This is a genomic window from Dermacoccus abyssi (genome assembly GCF_003515945.1).
GTDB lineage: Bacteria > Actinomycetota > Actinomycetes > Actinomycetales > Dermatophilaceae > Dermacoccus > Dermacoccus abyssi.
This window is the reverse complement of the sequence record NZ_QWLM01000009.1, coordinates 75,585-102,005: the sequence shown is the minus strand read 5'-3', so window position 1 is coordinate 102,005 and position 26,421 is coordinate 75,585. Positions and strand designations below refer to the sequence as shown.

Here is a 26,421-nt window from a genome sequence, read left to right as displayed (position 1 = left end):
TCAGCCCCTCAGTCCGAGAATGCCGCCGGAGATGATGTTGCGCTGGACCTCGTTCGATCCCGAGTAGATCGAGGCCTTGCGGAAGTTGAGGTAGCGCGGCAGCGTCTCTCCACCCCAATCACCCGTGTGCCAGGTGAGCGCTTCGACGCCGGCGACGTCGACCATGAGCTCGAAGACCTCCTGCTGCAGTTCGCTTCCGCGCAGCTTGAGGATGGACGACGCCGGGTCGGGCCGGCCGTCACGCGAGTCGCCGGCGACGCGCAGCACCGTCAGCTCCAGGGCCATGACCTCGGCCTCGAGTTCGGCGAAGCGTGCGGCGAGCAGCGGGTCGTCGAGGGCGGTGCCGTTCGGCGAGCGGGTCTCGCGGGCGTGCTGCTTCGCCTGGGCGAGAGCGGCCTTGATCGAGCCGACGGGCGCGGCGGACGTGCGCTCGTTTCCGAGGAGGAACTTCGCGTAGTCCCAGCCCTTGTTCTCCTGGCCGACGAGCTGGTCGGCGGGCACGCGCACGTTGTCGAAGAACACCTCGTTGACCTCGACGCCGCCGTCGATCAGCTTGATCGGACGGACCGTCAGGCCCTCGCTCTTCATGTCGATGAGCAGGAACGAGATGCCCTTCTGCGGCTTGTCGGCCTTCGGGTCGGTGCGCACGAGCGTGAAGATCCAGTCGCCGTACTGCCCGAGCGTCGTCCACGTCTTCTGACCGTTGACGACCCACTCGTCACCCTCTCGCACCGCCGTGGTGCGCAGCGACGCGAGGTCGGAACCCGAGTCCGGCTCGGAGAAGCCCTGGGACCACCAGATCTCGAGGCTCTTCGTCTTCGGGAGGAAACGCTCCTTCAGCTCCTGGGAGCCGAACGCCGCGATGACCGGCCCGACCATGTTGATGTTGAACGGCAGCGGGCTCGGCAGCCCGGCGCGCTGCAGCTCGGAGCGGTAGATGTGCAGTTGCAGCTCGTCCCAGCCGCGGCCACCCCACTCTTCGGGCCACTGTGGGGCGGCGAGGTTGTGCTCGTCAAGGAACTTCTGCGATTCACGCAGGATCTCGGGGACGGCTTCTCCGTCCTTCATGTAGCTGTTCTTGAGGTGGTCCGGCACCTCGTTCTCGAAGAACACGCGCAATTCGTTCTGCAGCGCGACGTCTTCCTCGCTCAGTTTTCGCTCCACGGTGACTCCCTGGTGTGTTCGAGGCGAAAGGCGAACCTTCCCTCATCCATGTCTACACCGTTGTTGAGCAATGCTCAATAAGCCGTCTGCGGCCTGGAACGCGAAAGCGGCCCGGAGCGTCCGTGACGGACGTTCCGGGCCGCTCGTGCGAGCGCTTCGGCTCAGTGCCCCATGGCAGGTTCGGCCGGCTTCTTGACGAAGAAGGTAAGCGCGATGGCGAGGCAGCAGATACCCGCGGCCACCCACATCGCGAGCGAAACGCCACCGGAAACTGCGTCGGCCTGGTTCTCGCCCGCTTTCGCGAGCGACTCGGCACGTGACGTCATCACTGTGACGGCGAGTGCCGTTCCGGCGCCGGCGGCCACCTGCTGCAGGGTGCCGAGGATCGACGAGCCGTGCGAGTACAGGTGACCCGGCAGCGAACCGAGACCCGCGGTGAACAGCGGCGTGAACATGAGCGCGAGGCCCAAGCTGAGCAGCGGGTGGATGAACAGGTAGACCCACCACTCGGCGTGCGGGGCGACGAGCCCGCCGAGCGCGGTGGCGACGACGACGATCATCGCGCCCGGTGTGACGAGGGGCTTCGGCCCGACCTTGTCGTAGAGGCGCCCGATACGCGGGCCGAGCAGACCCATCATGAGCCCACCGGGCATCATGACGAGGCCCGCCTCGAGCACGCTGAGGCCGCGGGTGGCCTGCAGCCACAGCGGCAGCAGGATCATCGTGCCCATCATCGCGAGCATCGCGATGCACATGACGGCGACCGCGATGCCGAAGCCGGGCGAGGCGAGGGCACGCAGGTCCATGAGGGGCGCGCCGCCGTTACGGGCCAGGCGCAGCTGGCGCCACACGAGCACGGCGATGCATGCGGCGCCGACGATGACGGCCACCCACGGGTCGACGACGGGCTCGGCTCCCGGCGTGTGCCCGCCGAACTGGCTCATGCCGTAGATGAGGCCGCCGAAGCCGACCGCTGCGAACGGGATCGAGACGAAGTCGAGCGTTCCGCCCGCCTGCGATCCGCTGCGCGGCATGAGGCGAAAACCGATGACGCCGCACACGACGGCGAGCGGCAGCACGAGGAGGAACAGCCAACGCCACGAGGCGAACTGGAGGATGAGCCCCGACGTCGTCGGGCCCAGGGCCGGTGCCACCGAGATGGCGAGCGAGACGTTGCCCATCGTGCGGCCGCGCTCGGCGAGCGGCACGATCGTCATGACCGTCGTCATGAGCAGCGGCATCATGATGGCCGTACCCGTCGCCTGCACGATGCGCCCGAGGAGAATGACCCCGAAGTTCGGCGCGATCGCGGCGAGCAACGTGCCCAGAGCGAACGAGATCATGGCCGCGGCGAAGACGGCGCGGCGCTCGAAGCGCTGCAGCATCCAGCCGGTCGTCGGGATGACGACGGCCATCGTCAGCATGAACGCCGTCGAGAGCCACTGCGCGGCGTGGGCCGTGACGTGGAGCGACGACATGAGCTGCGGAATCGCGTTGACCATGATCGTCTCGTTGAGGATGACGATGAAGGTGGACACGGTGAGGATGCGCAGCACGAGCTTGTAGTCACCCACCGGCTCGGGGGCCCCGGGCGCGCTCACCGCGTCGCTCTCGGCCGCGTGCTCGGAGAACTCGTCGCTGGTGGCGGACGGCGGCACGGGGGTGGGGATCTCGTCGGTTGCGGTTGCCGATGGCGTGGGGGTTTCGGGCATACGGGTGCTCCGGCATCGTGGAGGGTGGATTCCGGCGAAGGTGACGAACGTCGAGGTCCAGAGAAAAGTCGGGCTTCATACTCTACGGTGAAGCGCGCCGACACAGCGAACGATTTTCGCGCCGTGACGTGTGGTCTTCGTCGCGCCCCCACGAAACGGTTCCCTCACCGGACGGCTCGACGCCGCCCGTCGTCGACCCGGCAGACTGGGCGCAGTGGAAGGGACGAGGTGTGAGCACCGGCCGCATGACGTGGGCCAGCCGGGGACGGCGAAAGCCGGTCTACCGCCACCCCGACAAGATCGAGCGCAGCGGACGCCATCTGGGGCGTGCGTGGGTGGAGAACGTCTTCTTCGTCCTCGTCATGCTGCTGTCGTTCGCCTTCGCCGTCCTGCTCCTGCTCGAGGTGCGCTGGTCGTGGTCGCTGCTGCTGTTCCTCGTCCTGTTCTGGGTCGTCATGGCTTACCTCGCGCTGCCGCGACTGCAGCGTGTGCTCACGTCGATCTACGTTCCCGACTACTTCATCGGCCGCAGCCGCACGAGTGACGGCCTGCTCGGCGATCCGCTCAACCTCGCCGTCATGGGCAGCGAGGAGCAGATCCACGAGGCGATGACGCGTGCGGGTTGGACGCGCGCCGACCCCGTCACGCTCGCCTCGAGCGCCCGGATCGTGTACTCCTCGCTCGCCCGACGCAGCTATGCCTCGGCGCCCGTGAGCCCGCTCGTCCTGTTCAACAAGACGCAGGCTTTCGCCTACCAGCAGGAGGTCGAGGGCAACCCGTCGCAGCGCCACCACGTGCGGTTCTGGCCGACGCCGGAGGGTTGGCTGCTGCCCGGCGGCACGCGCGTCGACTGGTTGGCTTCGGGTACGTACGACCGCGCGGTTGGTCTGTCGCTGTTCACACTCCAGGTGACGCACAAGATCGACCGCAACATCGACGTCGAGCGCGACTACGTCATCGGCACGGTGCTCCACGCCGTCGAGGAGGCCGACGTCCACGTCATCGAGAACTTCTCCACGGGTTACCACTCGCGCAACGGCGGCGGCGACGCCGTTCAGACCGACGGCAACCTGCCGACCCTGCACCTCGAGAAGGTGGAGGTGGCGCCCGAAGCCGGGGGATCGGCGGATGCGGTGTCGTCCGGCGCCACGAGGGTGCAGACATCCACTCCAGGCGACCGAACTCTCGAGGCGACCAACAGCGACAGCGCTCGCGACGTGCTGACGGAGGTCGGTCGACGACCCATCCCGGTCGTCGCGGCCTTCGTCCTGACGGTGGCGTCGGCGCTCCTGGCCATGGTCGGATTGTTGTGGCGCGACCACGAGGCGCTCGGTGACAGCGGCCCGGACGTCATCAACAGGGTGCCCGTTGGTGTCTCCGAGACGACGGCGCTGTGGATCAGCGTGCTCGCCTACGTGCCCATCCTCTGGCTCGCGTGGCGCACGTTCCGCGGTGGCCTGTGGGCGCGGCTGACGATGATCGCGCTCGTCACGGCGTCCCAGGCGTGGCAGATGTGGCAGTACCTGCAAGGTGGACGCCCCACGATGACGGCGCTGCTGGCCCTCAGCATCGACCTGCTCATCGTGTTCGCGCTGACGAGCCTGTCGGCCCGTGAGTGGGTCGAACACCGGCGCTCCGAGACCGAGTGCGCGGACGTCGACTGACGGCGCTCGCCGCGTCACGACGTCGTGGCGGCCTCAGTCCGTCGCAGCGGGGTAGGTGGCGCGTCCGTTCTTGACCACGGCACCCGGCGTCAGCGTGGCGGGCTTCGGCTCGCCCGGCCCCATGATGTGGCGGACGGTCTCTCCGGCGGCCAAGAGCTGGTCGGCGATGAGGCGACGGTGGCAGCGCCACCACACCGCCTCGGAGCACAACATCGCGGGAACCTCGGCGTCGAGTGAACGCAGTTGCGCGAGGCCCTCGGCGAACTCGTCGCTGAGTGTGAAGTCTGCGTAGTTGTGGAAGCTGCGGTTCTGCCAGAGGGCGTTGACCTCGTCGGGCACGTCCGGCTGTTTGGGCCTGCGGCCGGTGAGCGCAGTGAGGTGGACGTAGCAGATGGCGCGCTCCTGCAGGCTGGCCGTCAGTGCGTCCTGGTCGAACCACGGATACTTGCGCGAACCGGGTAGGCGGCGCACGTCGACGACGACATCGACGCGGGCTGCCTCGAGCAGTTCGAGGAACTCCGCGATGCTGCGGTCGGAGTGGCCGATCGTCAGGAACTCGACCGGTGAGTCAGTCATCCTTGACGAGGCTCAAGGCCGATTCCTTGTGCGCGGCGACGTGATCCGTCTTGTCACTCTTGATCTCGTACTGCGGCTCGTCCTGCGACGCGTGGCGGGTGCGGCCCTTGTACTCGAAGTCGGACGTGTGGACCGTGGTGATCGTGCCGGAGACGTGGCCGGCCTCGGAGTTCCAGGTGACGTGGTCACCCTTACTGAATCGCGTGCTCATGACGTACCTCCTGCCTCGACGATAGCGCTGCGAGTTCCCACCCCCGGGGAGGCTGGAACGTGAGGGCAAAGGTGTCTACATTCGAGGCATGAGCGACAACGAGAACGAGACCTTCAAGCCCGAAGTCGACCAGCAGGACGGCGGCCCCGGCGCACAGACCGGCGGCGACGGCGGCGAGTACAACGACACGGCCAGCGGCGGCCAGTCCGACGCCGGCAGCAAGGACGAGGGCCAGCACGGCGACGCCGACAACGCCTGATTCACCGCACGAGGGGCCACCGAGCAACGCGCTCGGTGGCCCCTCGTGCGTCGGGGGATCCGCAGGCAGCGAGCAGGCTGGTTACGCGACTCACCGGGCCGAAGGTCCCTGAGCCTTCGGGGTGGCTGCGCCTAGCGTGGGAAGTGATCCTTCGAAGAAAGGCAGCCGCCATGTCAGAGCAGGAGCTTCGCCCCATCGTCGTCGGATTCGACGGCTCCGAGCCCTCCCACCGCGCCCTCGCGTGGGCCACACGGCAGGGGCAGGTCACCGGCGCGCCGGTCGAGGTGTTGACGACGTGGCAGTGGCCGACCAACTACGGCTACGCGATGGCCTTCGAAACCACGTACCGCCCGGACGACGTGGCCCGCGAAATGGTGGAGGAGGTCGTGCGCAAGGCTGCGTCGGAGCACCGTGACGTGACGTTCTTCGCGCACGTCGTCGAGGGCGAGCCGCGCAACGTTCTCGTCGACCGTTCCCCCGAGGCCGAGATGCTCGTGCTCGGATGCCGCGGCCACGGTGAACTCACCGGCATGCTGCTGGGCTCCGTGAGCGGCTACTGCGTCACGCACGCCCACTGCCCGGTGCTCGTCGTCCGCGACTGAGACCCTGGCCCCGACGACCGTCGCCCCTGATCCGGTGGTCCGCCTCTTCCTGGGGGAAAGGCGGGCCACCGATGTTGAGCGGTGAGGGCGGCATCCGTGCCGCGTTCACCGCTCAACATCGCAGGCTCAGGCGTCGGCCTCGGCGCGCTCGCGCTTGCGGTCGTACATGCAGAACGCGGTGGCCACGACGATGAGCACCATGATGAGGCCCATCGAGATGCGGAACGACGTGGGCCACGCCGTGCCACCCTCCGTCAGCGTGAACAGCACGCCGGGGATGAGCGCCGTGCCGACGGCCGTGCCGACGCGCTGACCGAGCGACAGCACACCGCCCGCGACGCCGCCGAACTTGGGGTCGACGGCATTGAGCGTCAGCGTCTGGTTGGGGGCGATCGTCATGCCCTGGCTGACGCCGATGAGCGTCAGCGGCACCGCGAATGCCCAGTACGGCAGGGAACCGGACTCGACGGGCCCCGCCACGAGAACGACGCCGAGCACCGCAATGAACGCGACGACGAAGCCCGCGATGACGAGGCGACGCCCGAGCGTCATGACGTAGCGCCCGGCGATCTGCGAGGAGACGGCGGCGCCCACGGACGAGGGCAGCCCGACGATCGACGACTCGAACGCCGAGTGGTGCAGGTGCATCTGCAGGTAGAGCGGGATGAGGATCCAGATGCTCGTCATGCCCATGAAGAACGCCGTGACGATGAGGATGCCGTTGCGGAACGACTCGGCACGGAAGATGTCGAGGTCGACCATCGGCGGGCGTCCACGGCCCTTGTACCGCTTCTCCCAGAGGACGAACGCCGCCACGAGCGCGAGGCCCACCGGCATGAGCGCCCAGACGGCAGCCCCGGCACCGCGCTCCATGAACGGCAGCATGATGACGAGCACCGCGACGGCGAGCAGCACGGTGCCGACAGGGTCGAGGTCGAGCTTCTGATCGGGTCGACGACGGTCGTTGGGCACCCAGCGCAGGCCGAGGAGGAGCGACGCGAGGCCGAGCGGCACGTTGATGAAGAACATCCAGCGCCAGCCGGCGTCGTTGCCGAGGATCTGGATGAGCAGACCACCGATGACCGGTCCGACGGCGGTGGCGACAGCGACCGTCGTCGCCATGAGAGCGAACGCCTTCGCGCGCTCCTGGCCGCGGAAGTGCTGCTGGATGAGCCCGATGGCCTGCGGGTTGACGAGGCCCGAACCGAGACCCTGTACGACACGGGCGATGTTGAGGACGACGATGTCCTGCGCCAGGCCGGCCATGAGCGAGCCGAGCGTGAACAGTGCGATGCCGACGAGGAGCATGCGGCGCCGGCCGATGACGTCGCCGGCGCGGCCCGACGGCACGAGGAGGACGCCGAAGGCCAGTGCGTAACCGGAGATGACCCACTGCAGGCCACCCGAACTCGCGCCGGTGGACTCGCCGATCGCCGGGAGCGCGACGTTGATGACCGAGATGGCGACGAGCGCCATGAAGAGGGGGATGAGGAGCACCGTCAGGAGCCGGCGGGGCCTGACCTCGGGTGTTTGTTCGGTCGTCTGTTCGGTGCGCACGAACGACTGTACGCACGGCCTCGCACCGGTCTCTAGCAGACGTGCGCACGATCACTTTTCCGCGTGGTTCCGGGTGTTCCGGGCCACTTCAGGGATGAGATTCGCCCCGGCACACGACCGACCGCGAAGGGCGGATCGCGCACCGGGGCGAATCGAAGGGAGGCCGTCAGACGGCCGCGCGCACGACCTCCGTGATCGTCGTCGGTGCGTGACCCATGAGCTCCTCGAGGGCGTTCGAGTCGGTGTGCATCTCACCGGCGGCGATCGAACGGTCCACGCGTGCCTGGATGTTCGGCCACGTGGCGTCTTGGCCGTCGCTCGTCATGGTGGTGACGAGTTCGTCGGCGCTGACGACGCGGTGCACCACCGTCGTACCCGTGGCCTCGGTGATGGCCTCCGCCAGCTCGGTGAGCGTGAAGGCAGGGCCGCCCAGTTCGAATGTGCGCGACTCGGCGCCCGCGGAGCGCAGGGCGCCCACAGCGGCAGCGGCGAAGTCTGCGCGTGCCGCAGCGGAGATCGGGGCGTCGTCCGTGGCGCTGAGGATCTCGCCGGTGGCGAGGTACTGCGGCAGCTGCGTCGTGTAGTTCTCCGAGTACCAGGCGTTGCGCAGGACGGTGTGCGCGACGCCGCTGGCGGCAAGCACCTTCTCCGTCGCGATGTGCTCGTCGGCGAGGGGGTTGCTCGAGGCGTCCGCGTTGAGGATCGAGGTGTAGACGATGTGAGCGACGCCGGCGTCCCTGGCCGCTTCGATGACGTTGGTGTGCTGCTCGACGCGCGCGCCGACGGCGTCGCCGGAGATGAGCAGAAGCCGCTCGACACCTTCGAGCGCCGTGCGCAGCGCGGCCGGGTCGGCGTAGTCGGCCTCGTGGACGGTGACGCCCTGCTCGGCGAGGCTCGCAGCCTTGGCGGGGTTACGGACGACGGCGACAACCTCGTCCGGTGCGGTGCCGCTCTCGAGGAGGTCGGCGACGACGAGGCGGCCGAGCGCTCCGGTGGCGCCGGTAATGGCGAGGGTGGTCATGGCAGGTCCTTTCCAGGGGCGGATACTGCACATGCAACAGCGCCCCCACGCGGATGCTTCCGAGGCGCCGCCCGAGGACCAGCAGGTGGACGCGTCAGGGCTGCCGAACCGCGCGTACGACGGCGTCGACCCCGCCCATCTGGTCGTCGCGGCGGCGGTTCTCCAGGGTGACGATCTCCCACTCGTCGCCTCGTAGCGCGGCGCCCGCCTCGTCGATGCTCACCTGGTGCTGCCCTGCGGCACGGGTGGGTTCGCCCGTGGCCGGATCGACGCTCTGGTGGCCGACCATGAACAGCGTCCCGCCGGGTGCGACGCCGCTGCCGAGGCGCGTGATCATCTCGGCCATGTCGCCCGCGGGGTGAACGTAGAGGCACAGGACGACGTCGTGCGCGCGAGGCTCCGGCGCCCACACGCCGAGGTCGCCCTCGACCAGGGTGATGCGCTCGGCGACGTCGGCCCCGGCCTGTGCTGCGTTGCGTTGCCCTAAGTCCAGCGCAGCGGGCGAGAAGTCGACGGCGGTGACGTTCCAGCCGTGCGCGGCGAGCCACAGGGCTTCCGCGCCGTGGCCGGCGCCGGCGTCGAGAACGGACGGTTCGCTGTCAGGGCGACGTGTGGTGAACAGCTCCTCGAGCTCACCCGTGACGTACGGGTTCGGCGCCTTCGTGGCAAGCATGTCGGCGTGCGACGCCATGACCTGCTGCCAGCGCTGCTCCCAGCCGTCGCGATCGAACGAGGGGGGTGTTCATCGCGCGATCAGACGTGGCCGCTGAGCTGCGCCATGCGTGCTTCGAGCGTGGCGAGCAGCGAGTCGAGCTCCTTGGAGTTCTCGGCGCTCACGGGCAGCACGTCGATGGAGATCTTGGCGCCACCCGCGAGGGCGCGCAGCTCGTCGAGCTTCGCCGCGAACGGCGATCCGCTGCCCGGCGAGTAGTAGCGCACGGCCTCGTCGAGACGCTCGGGGTAGAGGTCGGCCTTCGTCACGGCGACGACGACCCACACGGGGCGCTCGCGGCGCACGGCCATGGCGGCGATGCGGTGCGCGGTGATCGTCCAGTCCTCGAGCTCGGCGGCGAGCTGCTCCTCGACGGTTCGTTCCGGGGCCGCGCCGCTCACGCCGCCGCTGCGTCGAGGCGTCGCGTGGCCGTAGGCGACGACGTGGATGACGCCGTCGACCGGCGCCTCGTAGAACACCTCGTCGAGGGCCGTCAGGCGCGTTGCGGCGTTGTCGCCGGGCACCACGCGGAAGCGGAAACCCTTGAGGCGCGCGGATTTCGAGGTGCGGCGCTCCATCGTGGCGGAACCGACCTCGGTGACGCCCTCGGCCGTCGTGCGGCGCGCCAGGCGGTCGACGAGTCGCGTCTTGCCGACGCCCGTCATGCCGGTGACGCCGACCGTCGGGTAACGGCGGTGCAGCAGGGTCGACAGCTTCTCGGGCGCCGTGGACACCGCCGTCAGGGCACTGCCGGCGATGCTCGTGCCGATGGCAGCCTTGCCGGAGCCGCTCACGGCCTTTCCGATGGTATTCACGTTCTACCTCGCGTGACGTCGATGTACATCCGGGTCAACCTTACGGACGTCACCTGCGTACTCGTGCACGTCAGCGCGGCCACCGCGACAGCAGGGGACGAAACTCCCTCCAAGGGGTGGGGGTGCGAAGGGTCGTGCCGGTTAACGTGGGGGCATGACACGCGATGACATTCACGAAGCAGCCGAGAACGACGAGCCCAAGGGCGAGAAGCCGGGCTCCGGTGCCGAGCGTTCCGAGGGCGGGAGCGGGCTGAGCGGTTCCGACGCCGGCGCCGACGCCGTGCCCGAGAACACGACGGGTGGCACGAGCCCGCGCACGCCCAACCAGAGCGACTCGCCTAAGACCGCGAACTGAGCGCGCCGACCGGCGGGTAATGGCGTCGCGGCGCGCTTCCAGGGGTGAAATCCGTTGGGGGGTACCGGTTGTCGGAGGGCGTTGCTAGTGTCGCGAACATGACCGACATGAATGCACAGCAGCCGCCCACCGACCCCGACAGTGCCGCGGCGCAGGACGCTGGCGCCGCGCGTGAGCCGTCCGGCGCCCAGGGTGGCGCAGAGACGATCGGCGCCACGCCGAACAGCGACGCGGGCCGCAACGACGCGCTTCAGCGTGACCCGCAGGAGTGGGCCACGGGTGACGAGCCCATGACCGAGGCGCAGAAGTCGTACCTCGACACGCTGGCCAAGGAATCCGGCGAGCAGCTTCCGGCCGACCTCACGAAGGCCGAGGCGAGCGAGCACATCGATCGCCTGCAGGGTAAGAGCAACCGCGTCGACTGAGGTCGGCTCACTCCTCTCGCCGGGGCGGGTTCGTCATCGCCTCGGCGAGCTCGTCGTGCGCGTGTCCCTCTGACTCGCGCACGACGCCGTCCCGCGCGCCGAGCCGATCGGCGTCGGTGCGGTGCGAGCCCACCTTGAAACGGCCCTCGAAGCGTTCGATCGGCAGCGAGATGCCGACGATCTTCCCCAGCATCTCGTCGATGTAGTCGCCCGGCGCCTTGCCCATCCGCCACGGCTCTTCGCGCCCAGCCTCCATGACGCCGGTGAGTCGGGCAACGACGCCGCGCACCCACTTCGGGTCGTCGTGGACGACGAGTGTGCCCCACGCGTGGGCGACGAGGTAGTTCCACGTCGGCACGACGCGGTGATGCTCCGCCTTGCTCGGGTACCAGGTCGGTGAGATGTAGTGCTCGCCGCCGCCGAACGTCGCGAGGCTCGTACCGACGTGGTGGCCGTCCTCCCACAGCGGATTCGCGCGAGCAACGTGGCCGATGAGCGTCTTGCCGCTCGGCGCATCGGCGTCGTCGACCACGAGCAGTGGCACGAGGTCAGCCTGCGGCGTCATGCCGTCGTGGGTGACGAGGGTGGCGAGGGGATGCTTCGCGACGAAGTCCGCGAGGACGGCGACGTCGTCGACCCGGTCGTGGGCGGGGTTGTAGGCCATGCAGCCACCTTCTCAGGTGGACACGCTGCAGCCTCGCCGCCGTACCGTGACGATCATGAACATCGTTCGACACGGCCGCGGCACCCCGATCGTCCTGCTCCATGGCTTCGAGGCCGACCATCGCCTCGTCCTCTCCCTGGAGAGTGCCTTGCGCGCAGTACCGGGATGGCGCCGTCTGTACCCGGACCTGCCGGGTTTCGGGCGTACACCGATCGGCGACGTGGCGAGCACGGACGACGTCGTCGCCGAGGTGCTCGACCTCGTCGACGACGAGTTGGCCGGTGAGCAGTTCGCCATCCTCGGTGATTCCTTCGGCGGCATGGTGGCTCGCGCGGTGGCCCATCGACGGCGAGACAGGGTGCTCGGACTCGGACTGCTTGCGAGCGTGTTCGTCGCTGACGCGAGCGCTCGCGTGGTGCCGGAACGTGTCGTGCTCCACGAGGACACGGACGCCGTCGCCGTTGCAGGCGATTCGGCTGATGACTACGCGGACATCGCCGTCGTCCAGACGCGAGGGAACGCCGAAGCCTTCGTCGAGTTCGCCGCCCCGGGCGCGGAACTGGCCGACGGCGAGGCGATGAAGAAACTCTCGGAGAACTACCGGTTGAGCTGGGATCCTGAGGACTCCGAGCCGTTCACGCAGCCTTCCCTCATCATCACCGGGCGGCAGGATCACATCGTCGGCTACCGCGATGCCCTGAACAGGCTCGAGCACTACCCGCGCGCCACCTTCGTCACCCTCGACGAGGCGGGCCACAACGCTCACCTCGACCAGGACGCCCTCGTGGGCGCCCTCGTCGCGGACTGGCTGAGGCGGATGCGGCCCTACGACAAGCGCTGACGGCTGCGGCCTCACTAGGGTGAACCGCATGCGCAGCGTCCACCTGAGTACCGTCGTCCACCGCGACCCGCAGGTGGTCTACGCCTTCGCGCGCGACAGTCGAGAATCTGCCGCGGTGGGCGGCCGGGTTGGCCTCGTCCGAGGTTCATGCGGGCGAACGGGATGGCGAACTCGTGGCCAAATCCCCCATGGGTACAGTGCGGTTCACGTTCGTACCGGAGAATGCGTTCGGTGTGCTCGACCACGACGTCACGCTGCCGGACGGAACCGTGGTCCACAATCCACTGCGCGTGCTCGCCCACCCCGACGGGGCCGAGGTGGTCTTCACCCTGCGTCAGGCGGCGCTGACGACTGCAGAGCTCGACCGTGACGCCGCGATGGTCGAGGCCGACCTCGAGCGGCTGCGGTCCCTGCTGGAATGAAGAAGTCGGGGGTGTGTCGCGACCGACACACCCCCGACCCCTCATCGCCCGAGCGTCAGGACGCGCTCGGCTTGTCACCTTCCCACTCGCCCTCGTGGCCCTTCTCGCACCGGTACGTCCAGGGCTCGTCGGGGAGCTCCTGGCCGGCAGAGGAGCGCTTCGACGTGAACTGGGCGATCGGAGCCGAGCATTGGGGGCAGGTGCTGGGAACGTGCGGGGCAGCCTGATTCGTCATGGCACTACCTTCGAAGTTTTCCCGCGCCGGCGCAAGACTTCAGGGCGTGCAGTCGCGTCGTCATCGAGGCGGGCCGAACGATCCCGGAACTCCGTCTCGCGACGGATACGCGGGTCACGCGGCCGACGCTAGCGTCGAGACATGAGCAAGAAGTCAGCGTTCGACGTCGGCCCGTCGCCGGAGGAGGTTCGTCGCGTCGCGCAGGAAGCACGAGACCTCCCGCGGGAACAGCTCGAACGGGGCGTGCTGGGATGTCTCGGGCTCGTCGTCGCGGTGTGGGCCGTGACGGTGGCGGTGGTCGCGACGAAGCTGCCGGAGCGGGTTCCGACGCACTGGTCGGGTGAGACGCCCGACGGGTGGTCGAGCCGCACGGGCGCCATCGCCCTGTTCGTTCTCACGCCCATTGCCATCTCGGCTCTGCTGGTGCTCGTCAGCGGGCTGGTGATGCGCTGGCCCCAGAGCATCAACGCGCCGCAGAAGGAGGAGTGGCTGCGCACACCGCAACGGTTGCGCACGCTCGAGCGGCTGATGCGGGAGGACATGGTGCTTCTGTCGGCGCTCATCTTCGCGCTCTTCGCCCTCATCACCGCGACGACGGGCTGGGCCGCACATCAACCCGGTGGCGCCATGCCCGGCTGGCTCATCGGCGGGGTGCTCCTCCTGTTCGTGGTGGGCATGCTCACCTTCCTCGTCACCCGGATGCTGGGCAGTCGCTACACGCCGACCGACACCGTCGACTGAGCACATGCTTCGCCCCAATCGCCCCGAGTGTCGGCGCGGCAGGGCACAGTGGGGGCATGGCTGAGATGTGGAGAGACGACGAACTCGTCGTGGGCGAGTTCACCTTCGACGCGCTGCGCTGCGGCCCGAGCGACGGCGAGACGATCCTTCTGCTGCACGGCTGGCCCGAGTCGAACGCCCAGTGGCGCGACGTGGGCCCGATTCTCGCCGAGGCGGGCTACGACGTCGTCGCCCCGAACCTGCGCGGCTACGCGCCCGGTGCGCGCCCCGCGGGCGTCGAGGCGTACGGCGCGGAGCAGCTCAGCGGAGACGTCGTCGGCATGATCGAGGCGCTCGGCACGGAGCGCGTGCACCTGGTCGGCCACGACTGGGGCGGCATCATCGGGTGGTTCGTCGCCGGCGGACACCCGGAGCTCCTCACGACGTACACCGCCGTCAGCACCCCGCACCCGCAGGCCGTCGTGCGCGCCACGATGGCAGACCCCGAGCAGCACGAGAAGCTGCAGTACATCAACCTCCTACGTCAGGAGGGGGTGGCCGAGGAGAAGCTCGCGGCCGACGACTGGGCGTACCTGCGCCGGATGATCGGCAACCTCGGCGGCGCGCGCCTCGACGAGCATCTGCGTCTGCTCGGCCAGCCCGGCGCCCTCACCGCCGTCCTCAACTACTACCGCGCCTACCGCCCCGAGACGGGCCTCGCGCTTGGCCCCGTCACCGTGCCGACGACGTACGTCTGGGGCAACACCGACGTGGCCTTCGGGCGCCGCGCCGCCGAGGGCACGGCCGACTTCGTCAACGCGCCGTACACCTTCGTCGAACTCGACGAGGGGCACTGGATCAGCGATTTGCAGCCGGAGCCGTTGGCCGACGCGATTCTCGCCCGGGTGCGCGGCTGATCAGCGCGGCAGCATCATGCCGAGCGAGTGCGGGGCCGTCTCGACGAAGCCGAGCTTCGCGTAGAGCGGGCGCCCCGGCTCGTCGGCCATGAGCGTGACGTAGGGGCGTGGCGGCGCGTCCTCGCGGATCTTCGCGATCAGCGTCTCGAGCACCGCCTGCCCGAGGCCCTTCTTCTGGTGCTCGGGCAGCGTCGCCATGTCGGCGATGTGGAAGTACCAGCCGCCGTCGCCGATCACGCGGCCCATCGCGACGACCTCGCCGCTCGCGCGATGACGCACGTGCACCCACGCCCACGAGTTCACGAGTGCCGGTTCGCCCTGGGCCTCGGTGACGGGTGACAGGCCCGAATCGGCGCGCAGCCGAAGGTAATCCGCGAGTGGCGGAGGCGAGAGCGTGAGGTCGTAGTCGGGGTGCACGGTGGCTCCTCTCGTGTCAGTGGGTTCGTCGTGGGTGAACAGTGGCCGTCAGAACAGGCTCTGCTGGCTCATCGTCTCCGGGGAGCGCACGTCCGCCGGGGCGATGCGTCGCCCGCGCAGCGCGTCGAGGTCGACGACGAGTGGGGCGTCGTCGTCATTGACGGTGACGAGCGCGACACCGCCGACAACAGCGGTCGGGGTGAGGCAGTGTTCGCCGCGGCTGAGCGGGTGCGGGTACGTGCCGAACACACCGTCACCGGTGAAGAACCCCGCGTGCTGCGCCGGTGGCTCCCACGGGTCGAGCGCGAGCTCGAGGCCACTGGCTTGGAGGAACGCGCGGGCGTGTTCGACCGCGTCGGCGTGCGCGCCGTCGAGGCGCTCGCGGGAGAGCGGTTTCGTGAGGGAGCCGGCCTTGCTGCTCCTGTGTTTCGTCTGCGGGATGCCGGTCTCGGCCGTCACCGCGTCCTCGTGCACGCGGACGGCGGTGCCGTCGGCTGCTCGGGCAATGTAGGTGGCACGCACGGCGCCCTGCTCGTCGAGGCGTGCCCTCCCGCGCGACGCCGACGCGGTGCCGACCTTGCTCGCGCCGTCCGCGAATGTCGCGATGTAGAGCCAATGCGGCCGCGCGAGATAGCCCGTCAGCGACTCGGGCACGTAGCCGCCGCGGTGCACGTGATGCATGAAGCGCGAGTCGTCGCGCTGGGCACACTGCTCGCACTGCACTCCGACGGTGACGGTGCGCCGCCCGTCGCAGGGCACGTGACGGGCGTCGCCCGGGCGGGCTGCGTCGAAGCGGCCGGTGCAGAAGCGGACGTCGGGCTGGACGCGGAACGCCATGCGGCGGTTCATGATCGGCGCGCGGAGCCGTTCGCCGTGGTCGGTCAGGACGACGAGGTGCGGCTCACCGCCCGCCCACGAGGTGGTCTGCACGAGCGCAGGGGCGTCGGAGCGCCAGAAGTCGTCGTGCATGGTGCCCAGCAAACCACGGTGGCGGTCGGGTCGAGTTGGCCGGTCGTCGCGGCTGACGCAGTTCGGCGCGCCTGATGCGTTGTGAGCGGGTTCAGAGTGCGTCACGTGCACCGAAGTGCATCAGCTGCCCGCGCGTTCGGCGGAACACGTGCGGCTCGTTCCCTGTTGTCTCCTGCGAACCACGACCCCGAACGAGGAGTTCGACATGTCGAAGATTCTCTTCGTCGTCAGCGCAGCCACGAACTGGACGCTCGCGGACGGCACGCAGCACCCCACCGGATTCTGGGCCGAGGAGCTGCTCGCCCCGTACCGCCTCTTCACCGAGGCCGGTGACACCGTCGAGTTCGCGACGCCCGGCGGCGTCGCACCCGTCGCGGACGAGGCCAGCCTCGCCCCCGAGATGAACGACGGCAACGACGTGCGGCCCGAGCTCGACGCCATCGACGCGCTCAAGCAGCCGCTCAACCTGTCCGACGTCGCACTCGACGACTACGACGCCGTCTTCTACCCCGGCGGTCACGGCCCGATGGAGGACCTCGCGGTCGACGCCACGTCCGGCAAGCTCATCGCCGATACCCTCGCAGCGGGCAAGCCCGTCGCCATCGTCTGCCACGGCCCGGCGGCGCTGCTGCCCGCGCGGGACGAGAACGGCGACCCGGTCGTCAAGGGCCGCAAGCTCACCGCCTTCTCCAACGAGGAGGAGCGCGCAGGAGGCAACGCCGACAACGCCAAGTGGCTGCTCGAAGACCGCCTCCGTGAGGACGGCGCCGAGCTCTCCGTTGGCGAAGCGTGGCAGCCCAACGTCGTTGTCGACGGCGACCTGCTCACCGGCCAGAACCCGGCCTCCAGCAAGCCCCTCGCCGAGGAGCTCAAGAAGCGCCTGGGCTGACGCGTCGCCGCGCCCGAGCGCCTCAGGGCGCGGGGTCGATCTCGGTGCGGTTGGGCAGGGTGTGCGACTACCCAACCGCACCGAACTCTGCCCAAGGAGGCTCCGCACCCGAGGCGCGTGGAGTCACGTTGTGGGTGGCGGGTGTCATGCTCGATTCATGAAGACACCAGAGGGCGGGCACACCACCAACTACGCCGACACTCTCATCACGGTCGCGCCAGACACCCGCGCCGTGGCGGGCTCGCCGCCGCCCACCGGCAAGGGCAGTGTGGCCGAGCGTCAGTTCGCGCTGCTCCATGGGCATGACTACGAACTGACGAGCGACGACGTTCTGTTCACCGTGAGCGCCGATCGCAGCGGTGTCCCGGACGGCGAGCGTCACGCCGCACGCGAGGCCTTCTTCTCCAACGGCCAACCGTGCCTGCGCACGTCACCGCTTGCGAAGACGTACGGGTGGGGTTTCCACTTCGACGCCGACAGCCGCGTCGCGCTCGTGGCCGTCGACTCGCCCCGTTACGCCGAACTCGTCGAGGACGACGCCGTGACCAAGCACCCGGCCATGAAGTCGCGTCGTTGAGCGGTTTTCGAGCGCTCTCTGAAGCACCTCAGAGCCTCGAGGGGTGAGGAACCCCACCCCTTCCGTCTTGGGTGAACCGCACATCGGTGACAAGGTGGAAAGGCGAATCCGTTGCGGCAGTGCTTTCTTCGCCTTGCCTACGGGCCCGCTGTGGGGGGCTGCCGTGACCTGTTGACGACAAGGAGGTCACATGGCGAACTCATCCGACGCTCCGCCAGAGAGCGAAGCATCGCAGGGCGCGTCCGCGTTCGACGAACACGCGTCCACTTACTCGTCCACCCTGCAGAGTTCCTTCCCTGAACTCGACGTCGAGGTGCGCGACTCGGCCAAGCCGATCGCCCCGCACCTGCAGATCGCGGAGGAGGATGACGACGAGACCATCACCGAGAAGCTGAAGCTCCAGGGAGTTCGCCTCGGCAAGGGAATGGTTTCCCCGCGGGTCTTCTGGCCGGCGCTCATCGTCATCCTCGCGGTCGCCGTGGTCGGCATCGCCGCCCCGGAATCGACGAGTGACGTCCTCGTCGACATGCAGTCGTGGATCGTCACCAACTTCGGTTGGTACTACATGCTTGCGATCGGCTTCTTCATCGCCTTCACGGCGTTCGTGGGCTTCAGCAAGTACGGCACCATCCGTCTCGGCCGCGACGGGGAAGACCCTGAGTTCGGGCTCCTGTCGTGGTTTGCGATGCTCTTCGCCGCCGGCATGGGCATCGGCCTCGTCTTCTACGGCGTCGGCGAACCGCTCACCTACGCGACGAGCGACCCGAAGCCGGGCTGGGAGGGCAGCGAGACGGAGAAGGCGCAACTCGCCATGGCGCAGACCTTCCTCCACTGGGGTCTGCACCCGTGGGCGGTCTACGCCGTCATCGGTCTCGCGCTCGCGTACGCCATCCACCGCCGTGGTCGTCCGATCTCGATCCGCTGGGCCCTCGAGCCCCTCTTCGGCGATCGGGTCAAGGGCTGGCTCGGCGACCTCGTCGACGTCCTCGCCATCTTCGGCACCGTCTTCGGTGTCGCCACGTCGCTCGGTCTCGGCGTGCAGCAGATCGCGTCGGGCATGAAGTCGATCGGCATCGTCGACAACACCGACAACGCCGTGCTCGTGACGCTCATCGTCGTCATCACGTTCCTGTCGACGCTCTCGTGCGTCTCGGGTCTCGGCAAGGGCATCAAGTACCTGTCGAACATCAACCTGAGCTTCGCGGGCCTGCTGCTCATCTCCATCCTGCTGCTCGGCCCGACGCTGTTCCTCTTCCAGAACTTCGTCGAGTCGCTCGGCGTCTACCTCGCCAACGTGCTGAACATGACGTTCGACGTCGGTGCTTACACGGGTGAGAAGGGCGCCACCTGGAACGCGAGCTGGACGATCTTCTACTGGGGCTGGTGGAGCTCGTGGGCACCCTTCGTCGGTGTCTTCATCGCGCGCATCTCGCGCGGTCGCACGATCCGCGAGTTCATCGCGGGCACGCTGTTCGTGCCGACGATCGTCGGGTTCCTGTGGTTCTCCGTGCTCGGTGGCACGGGCCTCGACCGTGAGCTCTTCGGCAAGGGCGGTCTCGTCGACCCGAAGGAGGGCGTGGACGCCTCGACGGTGCTGTTCACCGTGCTCGAGGACCTGCCGCTCGGTTCGGTGCTGTCGATCCTCGCCATCGCACTGGTGGCGGTCTTCTTCATCACCTCCTCCGACTCGGGTTCGCTCGTCGTCGACATGCTGGCCTCCGGCGGTCACCCCAACCCGCCGACCTGGTCGCGTGTGCTGTGGGCCGTGCTCGAGGGTGCGCTCGCCATCGGTCTGCTCCTCGCGGGCGGTCTGAGCGGGCTGCAGTCCGCGGCGATCGCCACGGCGCTGCCGTTCAGCGCGGTGCTCATCCTCATGTGCTTCGCCACGCTGCGAGCGCTGCGTGCGGATTTGGCGCTGCGCCGTCGTGACGAGACGGCTGAGCGCATCCGAGCGCTGCAACAGGAGTTCGAGGAGAGCTTCAACGAGCACTTCGGCCGCCACGTCGAGCCGCGCATCGACTACCGCATCTCGCGGACGACGTCACCGCGCGGCGGCGGACGCGGCGCCCCGACGTCGCGTCCTCCCGAGGCCGACTGACGCTGCGGCACGCGAACGGCGGGCCACCCTCACGAGGGGTGGCCCGCCGTTCGTTGTGGGCGGCCGCATCGAACCCGCGTCAGCGCAGGTCGCGCGGGAGCTGTTCGAGCATGCGCAACCATAGCTCCGACGCCGTCGGGTAGCTCGGCACGGCGTGACGCAGCACGCTGACAGGCACCTCGCCGACGATGGCGATCGTCGCGGCGTGGAGCAGTTCAGCCGCGTCCGGGCCGACGAACGTGGCGCCCATGACGACGCCGCGACGGCGGTCGACGACGATCTTCGCGCGCCCGTCGGCATCGTCACGCAGCAGCGACGTTCCGGCGGCGGTGCCGAAGCCCACCTCGGAGGTGACGACGGCGTCGTCGCCCAGCGCGGAGCGCGCCTCGGCCTCGCTCTGGCCGACGGAGGCGACCTGTGGGTCGGTGAAGACCACCTGCGGCACCGGCACGTTCGCGGGAGCGGGAGCCTCGTCGGCACCCGCGAGCTTCGAGCCGAGCACGCGCGCCTCGTACTTGCCCATGTGGGTGAGCGGGGCGCCGGGGCCGGCGTCGCCGACGGCGTGCAGCCACTCGGGCAAGGTGCCGCTTCGCACGTCGTCGGCGGACAGACCGAGCGCGTCGAGGCCGACGTCGGCGAGGTTGGGGCGGCGTCCGGTCGCGACGAGAACCTCGTCAGCGGTGAACGTGCCCGACGCGGACGTCGTCACCGTCACCTCGCCGCCGTGGATGCGCCCCAGGCCCGTGTCGTCCGCGTGCTCACGAACGGCGGACGTGACGTCGGCGCCGAGGACGACGGCGATGCCCGCCTTCTCGAGGGCGGAGCGCACGATGTCGCCCGCGAACGGTTCGTTCTTCTCGAGCAGTGCCGGGCCGCGCACGAGCATGCGCACCTGCGAACCGAGGGCCGCCATCCACGTGGCCGCTTCGACGGCGATGACGCCGCCACCGACGACGAGGAGCCGCTCGGGCACCTCGACGACGCCCGTCGCGTCACGCGAACCCCAGGGGCTCACGCCGTCGAAGACGGGCGGAACGACCGGCACCGAGCCGGTCGCGAGCACGACAGCGCGATCGGCCGTGACGGTGCGCGTGCCGTCGGGGCCGCTGACCTCGACGCGCTTCTCCCCGACGATGCGGCCGTGGCCGCGCACGAGCGCGATGTCGGCGCCGTCGGCCCACTTCACCTGGCCGGAGTCGTCGTAGTGCGACACCCACGTGTCGCGGCGGGCGAGGAGCTCCTTCGGCTGGACGGCAGCGTCTTCGACGCCGGGCAGGTGCGCCGTGGTGTGGGCCACGTCGATGGGGCGCAGGAGCGCCTTGCTCGGCATGCACGCGTAGTACGAGCACTCGCCGCCGAGCAGTTCGCCCTCGACGAGCGCGGCGCTCAGGCCACCCTCGACGGCGTACTGGGCGACATTCTCACCCACCGGCCCGCCGCCGATGACGACGACGTCGGCGTTGAGTTCGTCAGTGTCAGTCATCCGGGTCAGTCCTTCGCGGTGGTGGCGGGGGCGCCGTAGACGAGCTCGACGTACTCGCGGTGACGACCGATCCAGCCCTTGATGAACGGGCACAGCGGCAGCACCTTGCGGGTGCCCTCGTCACGCACGTCGTCGAGCGCGAAACGGGCGATCTGCGAGCCGACGCCCTTGCCCTCGTAAGCCGGGTCGGCCTCGGTGTGGGTGAACACGGCGAGCTCGTCGGTGAGCTGGTACTCGGCGAAACCGGCCAGCGCGTCACCGTCCCACGCCTCGTGGCGGTTGGCTTCGGTGTTGTACTTCATGGTCAGGTCGGACATGGCGATCTCCTCGGGGGATCTGGGTGCGTCGGGACGGTTGGATCGGAGGCGGGGTCAGCCGCCGATACGGCCGCGACGGTTGCGCGGGCGCAGGTGGACAGGCGGGATGGGCGGTGCCGGAATGCGGTCGGTCTTGCCGGTGTAGCCCTCGACGTGGCCGAAGCGCGGGTCCCCGGCCTCGTACTGTTCACGGGCTTCGACAACCTCCTCGTGGCTGCGGCCGACGAAGTTCCACCACATGACGATCTCCTCCTCGAACGGCTCGCCGCCGAGCAGAACGAGACGGGCGGGGAACTGGCCGATCGAGAAGTGCAGCTGCGAGCGGCCCGGGTCGAGGCACGCGAGGTCGCCGCGCTTGAGCTGCGTCCCCTCGAACGTCACGTCGCCGGAGTCGACGAGGACGGCGTGCTCGAACGACGAGTCGACGTCGAGGGTGAGTTCGGTGCCCGCCTCGAGGCGCAGCTCTGCGCCGAGCAACGGCGTGTACGTCGTCACGGGCGAGCGATCGACGCCGGGCAGCTCACCGAGGAAGACGAGCGCGACGCCGGCGAAACCGCCGTCGTCACCGGTGAGGTCGACGTCGTCTGGGGCGTGGTGCTCGAACGCGCGTGCCGTCTCGCGGTCGGCGTCCGGCAGCGCAACCCACAGCTGGACGCCGTGCAGTGTGTCGGTCTCCGGCGTCGAGACCTCCGAGTGGGCGATGCCGTGACCGCTCGTCATGAGGTTCATCTCGCCGGGGCGCACCATGCCGTGCACGCCGCCGGTGTCGCGGTGCTCGATCTCGCCGTCGAACAGCCACGAGACCGTCTGCAGGCCGGTGTGCGGGTGCGGCGGCACGTCCATGCCGTCGCGTTCGAGGTCGCGCACGGGCTCGGGGCCGTAGTGGTCGACGAAGCACCACGCGCCGACGAAGGAGCGATCCTTGTGCGGAAGCGTGCGGCGCACCTCGAGCGATCGCATGCCGCCGAGGGGAACCTGACGGGCCTCGAGTACCTGGACGTCGTTCATGTGAACCTTCGTTTCTCCTCGCGGTGCGTCGTCCCGGCGGACGGCGCGGCGGGCACGTTCGGTGCAACGGCTCGCGGCGCCTACCCCTTCCCGCACCCCGCTCGGGGCGCGTCGCGGACACGAGCGTGCATCTGAAACGTATGACGCCGTCGGCGCCCCGGCAACGTCGGTCAGCGTCTCGGGGCCGACGGCCGTTAGGTTCGGCCCGTCCCCCGAACGATTCGGCCGGGCCGCCCACGGTGCGGTGCGGTGAGAAGGAGTCCGACATGAGCGGTGGCGACCCGGAGCGCCCCTGCATCGACAAGGTTCAGCCCCTCACGCACGCGGCGATGATCGAGGCCGCGAAGAGCTCGCGCGCCGCGTCGAAGGAGGCCGGCCTCGACGTCGGGCTCATCGAGCTCGTCAACACGCGCGTCTCGCAGATCAACGGCTGCGTGACGTGCCTGAGCGTCCACGCGCCCGCCGCCCGCGACGCCGGCGTCGACCCGCTCAAGATCGACCTGCTGCCCGCGTGGCGTGACGCCGACCTCTACACCGACGTCGAGCGCGCGGCGTTGGAGCTGGCCGAGGCCCTCACCAACCCGCGCGAACTCGATCTGCGCGCGGCCATCGCTGACGCGTCGGACGTCATGTCGACGGAGGCGCTCGCGGCCCTCGAGTGGGCCATCGTGCTCATCAACGCGTTCAACCGCGTGTCGATCGCGAGCGCGCACCCGCCGCGCCGCCGCCGCTGATCTCGACGACGATCGTGGCGAGTGCCGCCACGCCGAACGCGACGAGGGAGGCGCTCAGCCACGTCGGTGCGCTGAGGCCGATGGCCTCGCCGATGGAACGCCACATGTCCGACCACGCGCCGAGCGTGCCGGGCGCGACGAGCTCGTAGGCGACGAACCCGGCTGCCCAGGCGACGAGCATGAGCGGACGCGAGGGTGCGTCGACGGTGGTGTTCCAGCGGTGACGCCCGCCGAACAGGTAGTAGTCGACGAGGAAGACGCCGAGCAGCGGCACGAACACCGAGCCGATGAGGGCGAGGAAGTGCGCGAAGCCGTAGATGTCGACGGCGAGGGCGAGCACCGTCGAGGTGACGCCGAGCGCGATCGAGATGAGGCGACGGTCGAGGCGCGGCGCGATGTTCTGCAGGGACACCGTCGTCGAGTAGACGTCGACGAAGCACTGGTCGATCTCGCGCAGCGTCAGCACGAGGAAGCACAGCGAGCCGCCCGCGACGCCGAGGAAGATCGAGAACACGGCGTCGCCGTTGCCGCCGGCCAGCAGCAGGGTGATGATGCCGATCGAGTAGACCGCGATCTGGGTGACGCAGTAGCCGAGGTAGCTGCCGAGCACCGCGGCGCGGTGGGACGTCGAGTGGCGCGCGTAGTCGCCGGCGACCGGCACCCACGAGACGGACAGCGCGATGATCGCGTCGACGGCCACCATCCAGCCGCCCCAGCCGTGACCGGTGTGGGCGGGTACGTCACGCGTCAGTAGCTGCGAGGCCAAGTAGACGAGCGTGATGATGACGGCGACGGTGACGTACTTGCGCAGCACCTTGACCCAGTGCAGCGGGTAGATCGCGAGCAGCGTCGTCACCACACCGATGGTGACGACGACGGGCCAGCGCGGCAGGCTCGGCCAGAGGGTCTGGGCGGCCATCGTCGTCGTGACGATCTCGAAGGTGCCCCAGCCGATGAGCTGCGTCATGTTGAACAGCGTCGGCACGTACGACAGGCGGCCGCCGAACAGGCCGCGCAGCATCACCATCGCGGGCTGACCCTGCTGCGACGACGCGAGCGCCATCGCGGAGACGCCCGCAGTGCCGACGAGGGTGCCCACGACGAGCGCGAGAATCGCCTGCGGCATGCCAATCCCCGGCGCGCCGAGCGGCTGCAGGACGACGATGGCGCCCGCGAACGCGAGCAGGCTCATGCCGAGGTTGCCCCACATGCCGAGCTGGTCGAGCAGCCCGAGGTTACGCGGTGCCGGCCCGCCCTCGAGTGTTGTGGGGACGTCGTGGGTGTCACCCACGTCGGGGTCCCGGCGCGGTGCGGTGCCCTGGTGCTGCGTCGTGGCGCTCGCGTGACTCACTGGCGTGCTTCCCTCCTGCCGCGCTTCACCGGGAGACGGCTGGCGCGGGGCCGTCGACGCGCCGGTCGGCGCATCGGCAGACTATCGGCGCGAAAGTGCCAGAATTCGCGTTTGGCACTGACGTGCCAGGGCGGGTTGCGGCCAAGCAGTCACGGGTTGTCGGTTCGGTAGACGTTCCGCGTCGTATCCGACGCCGAACGTCTACCGAATCCGCGGGTACGTGACGTGGCCGTCAGCGCGCCTCGACGCGCAGCGGCGTGTGCGCCGGGTCGGGCACCTCGGCCGCGAGCGGGGGTGGGGGCGGCGTGCCGCCGTCACCCCAGGTGTTGGCCTCGAGGTGGTCGCGTCCGTGCGGGGTGAGCCAGCCGTTCAACGCCGGACCCTTCGGGACGATACCCGTCGGGTTCACGTCGGTGTGGACGATGTAGTAGTGCTCCTTGATCTGCACGAAGTCGTTCGTGTCTCCGAACCCCGGCGTCTGGAACAACTCTCGGGCGTAACCCCACAGGTTCGGCAGCTCGTCGAGCTTCTGCCGGTTGCACTTGAAGTGGCCGTGGTAGACGGCGTCGAAGCGCACGAGCGTCGGGTAGAGGCGAACGTCGGCCTCGCTGATGCTCGGGCCCATGAGGTAGCGACGCGTCTCGAGCCGCTTCTCGAGTTGGTCGAGCGCTGACCAGAGTTCGTCGTAGGCCTTGTCGTACGCCTCCTGCGATGTCGCGAAGCCGCACTTGTAGACGCCGTTGTTGACGGTGTGGAAGACGAACTCCATGAGCTCGTCCATCTCCTCGCGCTGTGCCTCGGGGTAAAGATCGGGTGCGCCCGCGCGGTGGAATTCCTTCCACTCGGTGCCGAAGTCGAGCGTCATCTGGTTGAAGTCGTTCGTCACGACCTCGCCGGTGCGCTCGTCGACGATGGCGGGCACCGTGATGCCGCGCTCGTAGTTCGGGAAGCGCTTGGTGTAGGCGTCGCGCAGGAAGTGGATGCCGAGCACGGGGTCGACGCCGCCCGGGTCGAGATCGAAGGTCCAGCTGCGTTCGTCGTGGGTCGGGCCGGCCATGGCGACGGAGATGACGTCGTCGAGGCCGTAGAGGCGGCGCGCGATGAGCGCACGGTTCGCCCACGGGCAGGCACGTGCCGCGGCGAGACGGTAGCGGTTCGCCTCCACCGGGTAGCCGTCCTCGCCGTCGCGGGTGATGCGGGTCTGGATGTAGTTGGTGTCGCGCTTGTAGGAGCCGCTCTTGTCGGCCATGAGTCCCCACCTCTCATCGGATTGCCCTTCGACCGTAGCGCCCTGTGCGCCGCCGCGAACAGTCGCAGGCGTGTGGATCAGGAGAGCGTGAGGAAGAGTTTCTCGAGCGTTTTGGCGTTCTCCTCGCTGACGGAACCCTCCTCGGCGAGGCACTGCTGCAGCCCCGAGGAGAGGATGGCGAAGCCGGCCCTGTCGAGGGCGCGGCTCGTCGCGGCGAGTTGCGTGACGACGTCCTGGCACTCGGCGCCACTCTCGATGAGTCGGATGACACCGCCGAGCTGACCCTGAGCCCGCTTGAGGCGGTTGAGCACGGGCGTCATGTCATCGGGTGAGAGCTGCATGGCAAGCCTTTCGGTTCGGTGGTCGCGGGGCCTCGGTGGTGCCCGAGGGAGACGGTGCCGCCCCGGCGACGCAAAGTCCCAGCATACGGGGTGGGGTATCGAATGTCGCTCCCGTC

The 26,421-nt window shown here is 69.1% G+C and carries 30 protein-coding genes and 1 pseudogene; 13 read left to right on the top strand and 18 right to left on the bottom strand.

The features are described from left to right. A complete protein-coding gene (locus tag D1832_RS09235) occupies positions 1–1,164 on the bottom strand; it encodes an acyl-CoA dehydrogenase family protein (RefSeq protein WP_118913599.1) in 1,164 nt (387 codons plus the stop codon). A 161-nt stretch (positions 1,165–1,325) separates the two neighbouring features. Further along, positions 1,326–2,876: an MDR family MFS transporter gene (locus D1832_RS09230; RefSeq protein WP_118913598.1), complete on the bottom strand. Its 1,551-nt coding sequence runs from the start codon at positions 2,874–2,876 to the stop codon at positions 1,326–1,328. Between the two features lie 245 nt (positions 2,877–3,121). Here D1832_RS09230 and D1832_RS09225 point away from each other — a divergent pair, with 245 nt between their 5' ends. Next, positions 3,122–4,540, top strand: a complete 1,419-nt coding sequence (locus D1832_RS09225; RefSeq protein ID WP_118913622.1) for an LssY C-terminal domain-containing protein — start codon at positions 3,122–3,124, stop codon at positions 4,538–4,540. A 33-nt stretch (positions 4,541–4,573) separates the two neighbouring features. Here D1832_RS09225 and D1832_RS09220 read toward each other — a convergent pair whose 3' ends face one another. Together D1832_RS09220 and D1832_RS09215 are read right to left on the bottom strand one after the other, a co-directional pair. After that, positions 4,574–5,116: a DUF488 domain-containing protein gene (locus tag D1832_RS09220; RefSeq protein WP_047310913.1), complete on the bottom strand. Its 543-nt coding sequence runs from the start codon at positions 5,114–5,116 to the stop codon at positions 4,574–4,576. Further along, positions 5,109–5,327 (bottom strand): hypervirulence associated TUDOR domain-containing protein, encoded by a 219-nt coding sequence (locus tag D1832_RS09215; protein WP_047310914.1) that lies wholly within the window; start codon positions 5,325–5,327, stop codon positions 5,109–5,111. The genes D1832_RS09220 and D1832_RS09215 overlap by 8 nt, the downstream gene beginning before the upstream one ends. Before the next feature lie 88 nt (positions 5,328–5,415). Between D1832_RS09215 and D1832_RS15355 the strand changes: the two genes are divergently transcribed. Together D1832_RS15355 and D1832_RS09210 are read left to right on the top strand one after the other, a co-directional pair. Continuing rightward, on the top strand, positions 5,416–5,586 hold the full coding sequence (locus D1832_RS15355) for a hypothetical protein (RefSeq protein ID WP_182434736.1): 171 nt from the start codon (positions 5,416–5,418) through the stop codon (positions 5,584–5,586). Positions 5,587–5,756: 170 nt separating this feature from the next. Then, on the top strand, positions 5,757–6,188 hold the full coding sequence (locus D1832_RS09210; RefSeq protein WP_118913597.1) for a universal stress protein: 432 nt from the start codon (positions 5,757–5,759) through the stop codon (positions 6,186–6,188). 126 nt (positions 6,189–6,314) lie between these two features. On the opposite strand, the gene D1832_RS09205 is transcribed toward D1832_RS09210, so the two are convergent. From D1832_RS09205 to D1832_RS09190, 4 genes and pseudogenes are all read right to left on the bottom strand, one after another. Then, positions 6,315–7,745, bottom strand: coding sequence for an MFS transporter (locus D1832_RS09205; protein WP_241510954.1), 1,431 nt, complete (start codon positions 7,743–7,745; stop codon positions 6,315–6,317). A 166-nt stretch (positions 7,746–7,911) separates the two neighbouring features. Then, positions 7,912–8,766, bottom strand: coding sequence for an SDR family oxidoreductase (locus D1832_RS09200; protein ID WP_118913596.1), 855 nt, complete (start codon positions 8,764–8,766; stop codon positions 7,912–7,914). A 94-nt stretch (positions 8,767–8,860) separates the two neighbouring features. After that, positions 8,861–9,481, bottom strand: a pseudogene (locus D1832_RS09195) (class I SAM-dependent methyltransferase); the annotation flags it as partial. Between the two features lie 38 nt (positions 9,482–9,519). Next, positions 9,520–10,293, bottom strand: coding sequence for a GTPase domain-containing protein (locus D1832_RS09190; RefSeq protein WP_118913594.1), 774 nt, complete (start codon positions 10,291–10,293; stop codon positions 9,520–9,522). A gap of 154 nt (positions 10,294–10,447) precedes the next feature. Here D1832_RS09190 and D1832_RS09185 point away from each other — a divergent pair, with 154 nt between their 5' ends. Then, positions 10,448–10,648 carry a hypothetical protein gene (locus D1832_RS09185; RefSeq protein WP_047310919.1) on the top strand — a complete coding sequence of 67 codons (201 nt, stop codon included), beginning with the start codon at positions 10,448–10,450 and terminating at the stop codon, positions 10,646–10,648. A gap of 98 nt (positions 10,649–10,746) precedes the next feature. Further along, positions 10,747–11,073, top strand: coding sequence for a DUF3072 domain-containing protein (locus tag D1832_RS09180; RefSeq protein WP_047310920.1), 327 nt, complete (start codon positions 10,747–10,749; stop codon positions 11,071–11,073). A 7-nt stretch (positions 11,074–11,080) separates the two neighbouring features. Here D1832_RS09180 and D1832_RS09175 read toward each other — a convergent pair whose 3' ends face one another. Further along, a complete protein-coding gene (locus tag D1832_RS09175) occupies positions 11,081–11,737 on the bottom strand; it encodes an FMN-binding negative transcriptional regulator (protein ID WP_118913593.1) in 657 nt (218 codons plus the stop codon). A 55-nt stretch (positions 11,738–11,792) separates the two neighbouring features. On the opposite strand from D1832_RS09175, the gene D1832_RS09170 reads away from it, so the two are divergent. Further along, positions 11,793–12,578: an alpha/beta fold hydrolase gene (locus D1832_RS09170; protein ID WP_118913620.1), complete on the top strand. Its 786-nt coding sequence runs from the start codon at positions 11,793–11,795 to the stop codon at positions 12,576–12,578. 173 nt (positions 12,579–12,751) lie between these two features. Then, the gene (locus D1832_RS16125; RefSeq protein WP_322613149.1) at positions 12,752–13,000 is read left to right on the top strand and encodes a hypothetical protein; all 249 of its coding nucleotides are present in this window, start codon (positions 12,752–12,754) and stop codon (positions 12,998–13,000) included. 55 nt (positions 13,001–13,055) lie between these two features. Here the strand turns inward: D1832_RS16125 and D1832_RS09160 are convergent, their stop codons facing one another. Beyond that, positions 13,056–13,235 (bottom strand): hypothetical protein, encoded by a 180-nt coding sequence (locus D1832_RS09160; protein ID WP_118913592.1) that lies wholly within the window; start codon positions 13,233–13,235, stop codon positions 13,056–13,058. Between the two features lie 141 nt (positions 13,236–13,376). Here D1832_RS09160 and D1832_RS09155 point away from each other — a divergent pair, with 141 nt between their 5' ends. Together D1832_RS09155 and D1832_RS09150 are read left to right on the top strand one after the other, a co-directional pair. Beyond that, positions 13,377–13,976 (top strand): DUF1648 domain-containing protein, encoded by a 600-nt coding sequence (locus D1832_RS09155; RefSeq protein ID WP_118913591.1) that lies wholly within the window; start codon positions 13,377–13,379, stop codon positions 13,974–13,976. A gap of 56 nt (positions 13,977–14,032) precedes the next feature. Beyond that, positions 14,033–14,872, top strand: coding sequence for an alpha/beta fold hydrolase (locus D1832_RS09150; RefSeq protein WP_047310924.1), 840 nt, complete (start codon positions 14,033–14,035; stop codon positions 14,870–14,872). On the opposite strand, the gene D1832_RS09145 is transcribed toward D1832_RS09150, so the two are convergent. Both D1832_RS09145 and D1832_RS09140 read right to left on the bottom strand, forming a co-directional pair. Next, on the bottom strand, positions 14,873–15,289 hold the full coding sequence (locus D1832_RS09145; protein WP_047310925.1) for a GNAT family N-acetyltransferase: 417 nt from the start codon (positions 15,287–15,289) through the stop codon (positions 14,873–14,875). 48 nt (positions 15,290–15,337) lie between these two features. Next, on the bottom strand, positions 15,338–16,258 hold the full coding sequence (locus tag D1832_RS09140) for a DUF2797 domain-containing protein (protein ID WP_147362660.1): 921 nt from the start codon (positions 16,256–16,258) through the stop codon (positions 15,338–15,340). Positions 16,259–16,463: 205 nt separating this feature from the next. Between D1832_RS09140 and D1832_RS09135 the strand changes: the two genes are divergently transcribed. The 3 genes from D1832_RS09135 (at position 16,464) to D1832_RS09125 (ending at position 19,822) form a co-directional block, all read left to right on the top strand. After that, complete coding sequence (locus tag D1832_RS09135) at positions 16,464–17,147, top strand: type 1 glutamine amidotransferase domain-containing protein (RefSeq protein ID WP_118913619.1); 684 nt, start codon at positions 16,464–16,466, stop codon at positions 17,145–17,147. A 157-nt stretch (positions 17,148–17,304) separates the two neighbouring features. Next, the gene (locus tag D1832_RS09130; RefSeq protein ID WP_118913589.1) at positions 17,305–17,724 is read left to right on the top strand and encodes a DUF6157 family protein; all 420 of its coding nucleotides are present in this window, start codon (positions 17,305–17,307) and stop codon (positions 17,722–17,724) included. A gap of 190 nt (positions 17,725–17,914) precedes the next feature. Continuing rightward, positions 17,915–19,822, top strand: a complete 1,908-nt coding sequence (locus tag D1832_RS09125) for a BCCT family transporter (RefSeq protein ID WP_118913588.1) — start codon at positions 17,915–17,917, stop codon at positions 19,820–19,822. Between the two features lie 79 nt (positions 19,823–19,901). Here D1832_RS09125 and D1832_RS09120 read toward each other — a convergent pair whose 3' ends face one another. From D1832_RS09120 to D1832_RS09110, 3 genes are read right to left on the bottom strand one after another with little or no spacing between them, the layout of a single operon-like run. Next, positions 19,902–21,305 (bottom strand): dihydrolipoyl dehydrogenase family protein, encoded by a 1,404-nt coding sequence (locus D1832_RS09120; protein ID WP_118913587.1) that lies wholly within the window; start codon positions 21,303–21,305, stop codon positions 19,902–19,904. Positions 21,306–21,310: 5 nt separating this feature from the next. Continuing rightward, positions 21,311–21,622 (bottom strand): GNAT family N-acetyltransferase, encoded by a 312-nt coding sequence (locus D1832_RS09115; RefSeq protein WP_118913586.1) that lies wholly within the window; start codon positions 21,620–21,622, stop codon positions 21,311–21,313. A 54-nt stretch (positions 21,623–21,676) separates the two neighbouring features. Further along, positions 21,677–22,630, bottom strand: coding sequence for a pirin family protein (locus D1832_RS09110; RefSeq protein ID WP_118913585.1), 954 nt, complete (start codon positions 22,628–22,630; stop codon positions 21,677–21,679). Between the two features lie 266 nt (positions 22,631–22,896). On the opposite strand from D1832_RS09110, the gene D1832_RS09105 reads away from it, so the two are divergent. Next, complete coding sequence (locus D1832_RS09105; RefSeq protein ID WP_118913618.1) at positions 22,897–23,364, top strand: carboxymuconolactone decarboxylase family protein; 468 nt, start codon at positions 22,897–22,899, stop codon at positions 23,362–23,364. Here the strand turns inward: D1832_RS09105 and D1832_RS09100 are convergent. From D1832_RS09100 to D1832_RS09090, 3 genes are all read right to left on the bottom strand, one after another. Next, complete coding sequence (locus D1832_RS09100) at positions 23,315–24,715, bottom strand: purine-cytosine permease family protein (protein ID WP_206609374.1); 1,401 nt, start codon at positions 24,713–24,715, stop codon at positions 23,315–23,317. The genes D1832_RS09105 and D1832_RS09100 overlap by 50 nt on opposite strands. Positions 24,716–24,947: 232 nt before the next feature. Then, a complete protein-coding gene (locus D1832_RS09095) occupies positions 24,948–25,964 on the bottom strand; it encodes a glutathione S-transferase family protein (protein ID WP_118913584.1) in 1,017 nt (338 codons plus the stop codon). A 77-nt stretch (positions 25,965–26,041) separates the two neighbouring features. Further along, positions 26,042–26,305: a metal-sensitive transcriptional regulator gene (locus D1832_RS09090; RefSeq protein ID WP_047310930.1), complete on the bottom strand. Its 264-nt coding sequence runs from the start codon at positions 26,303–26,305 to the stop codon at positions 26,042–26,044. Positions 26,306–26,421: the final 116 nt, after the last annotated feature.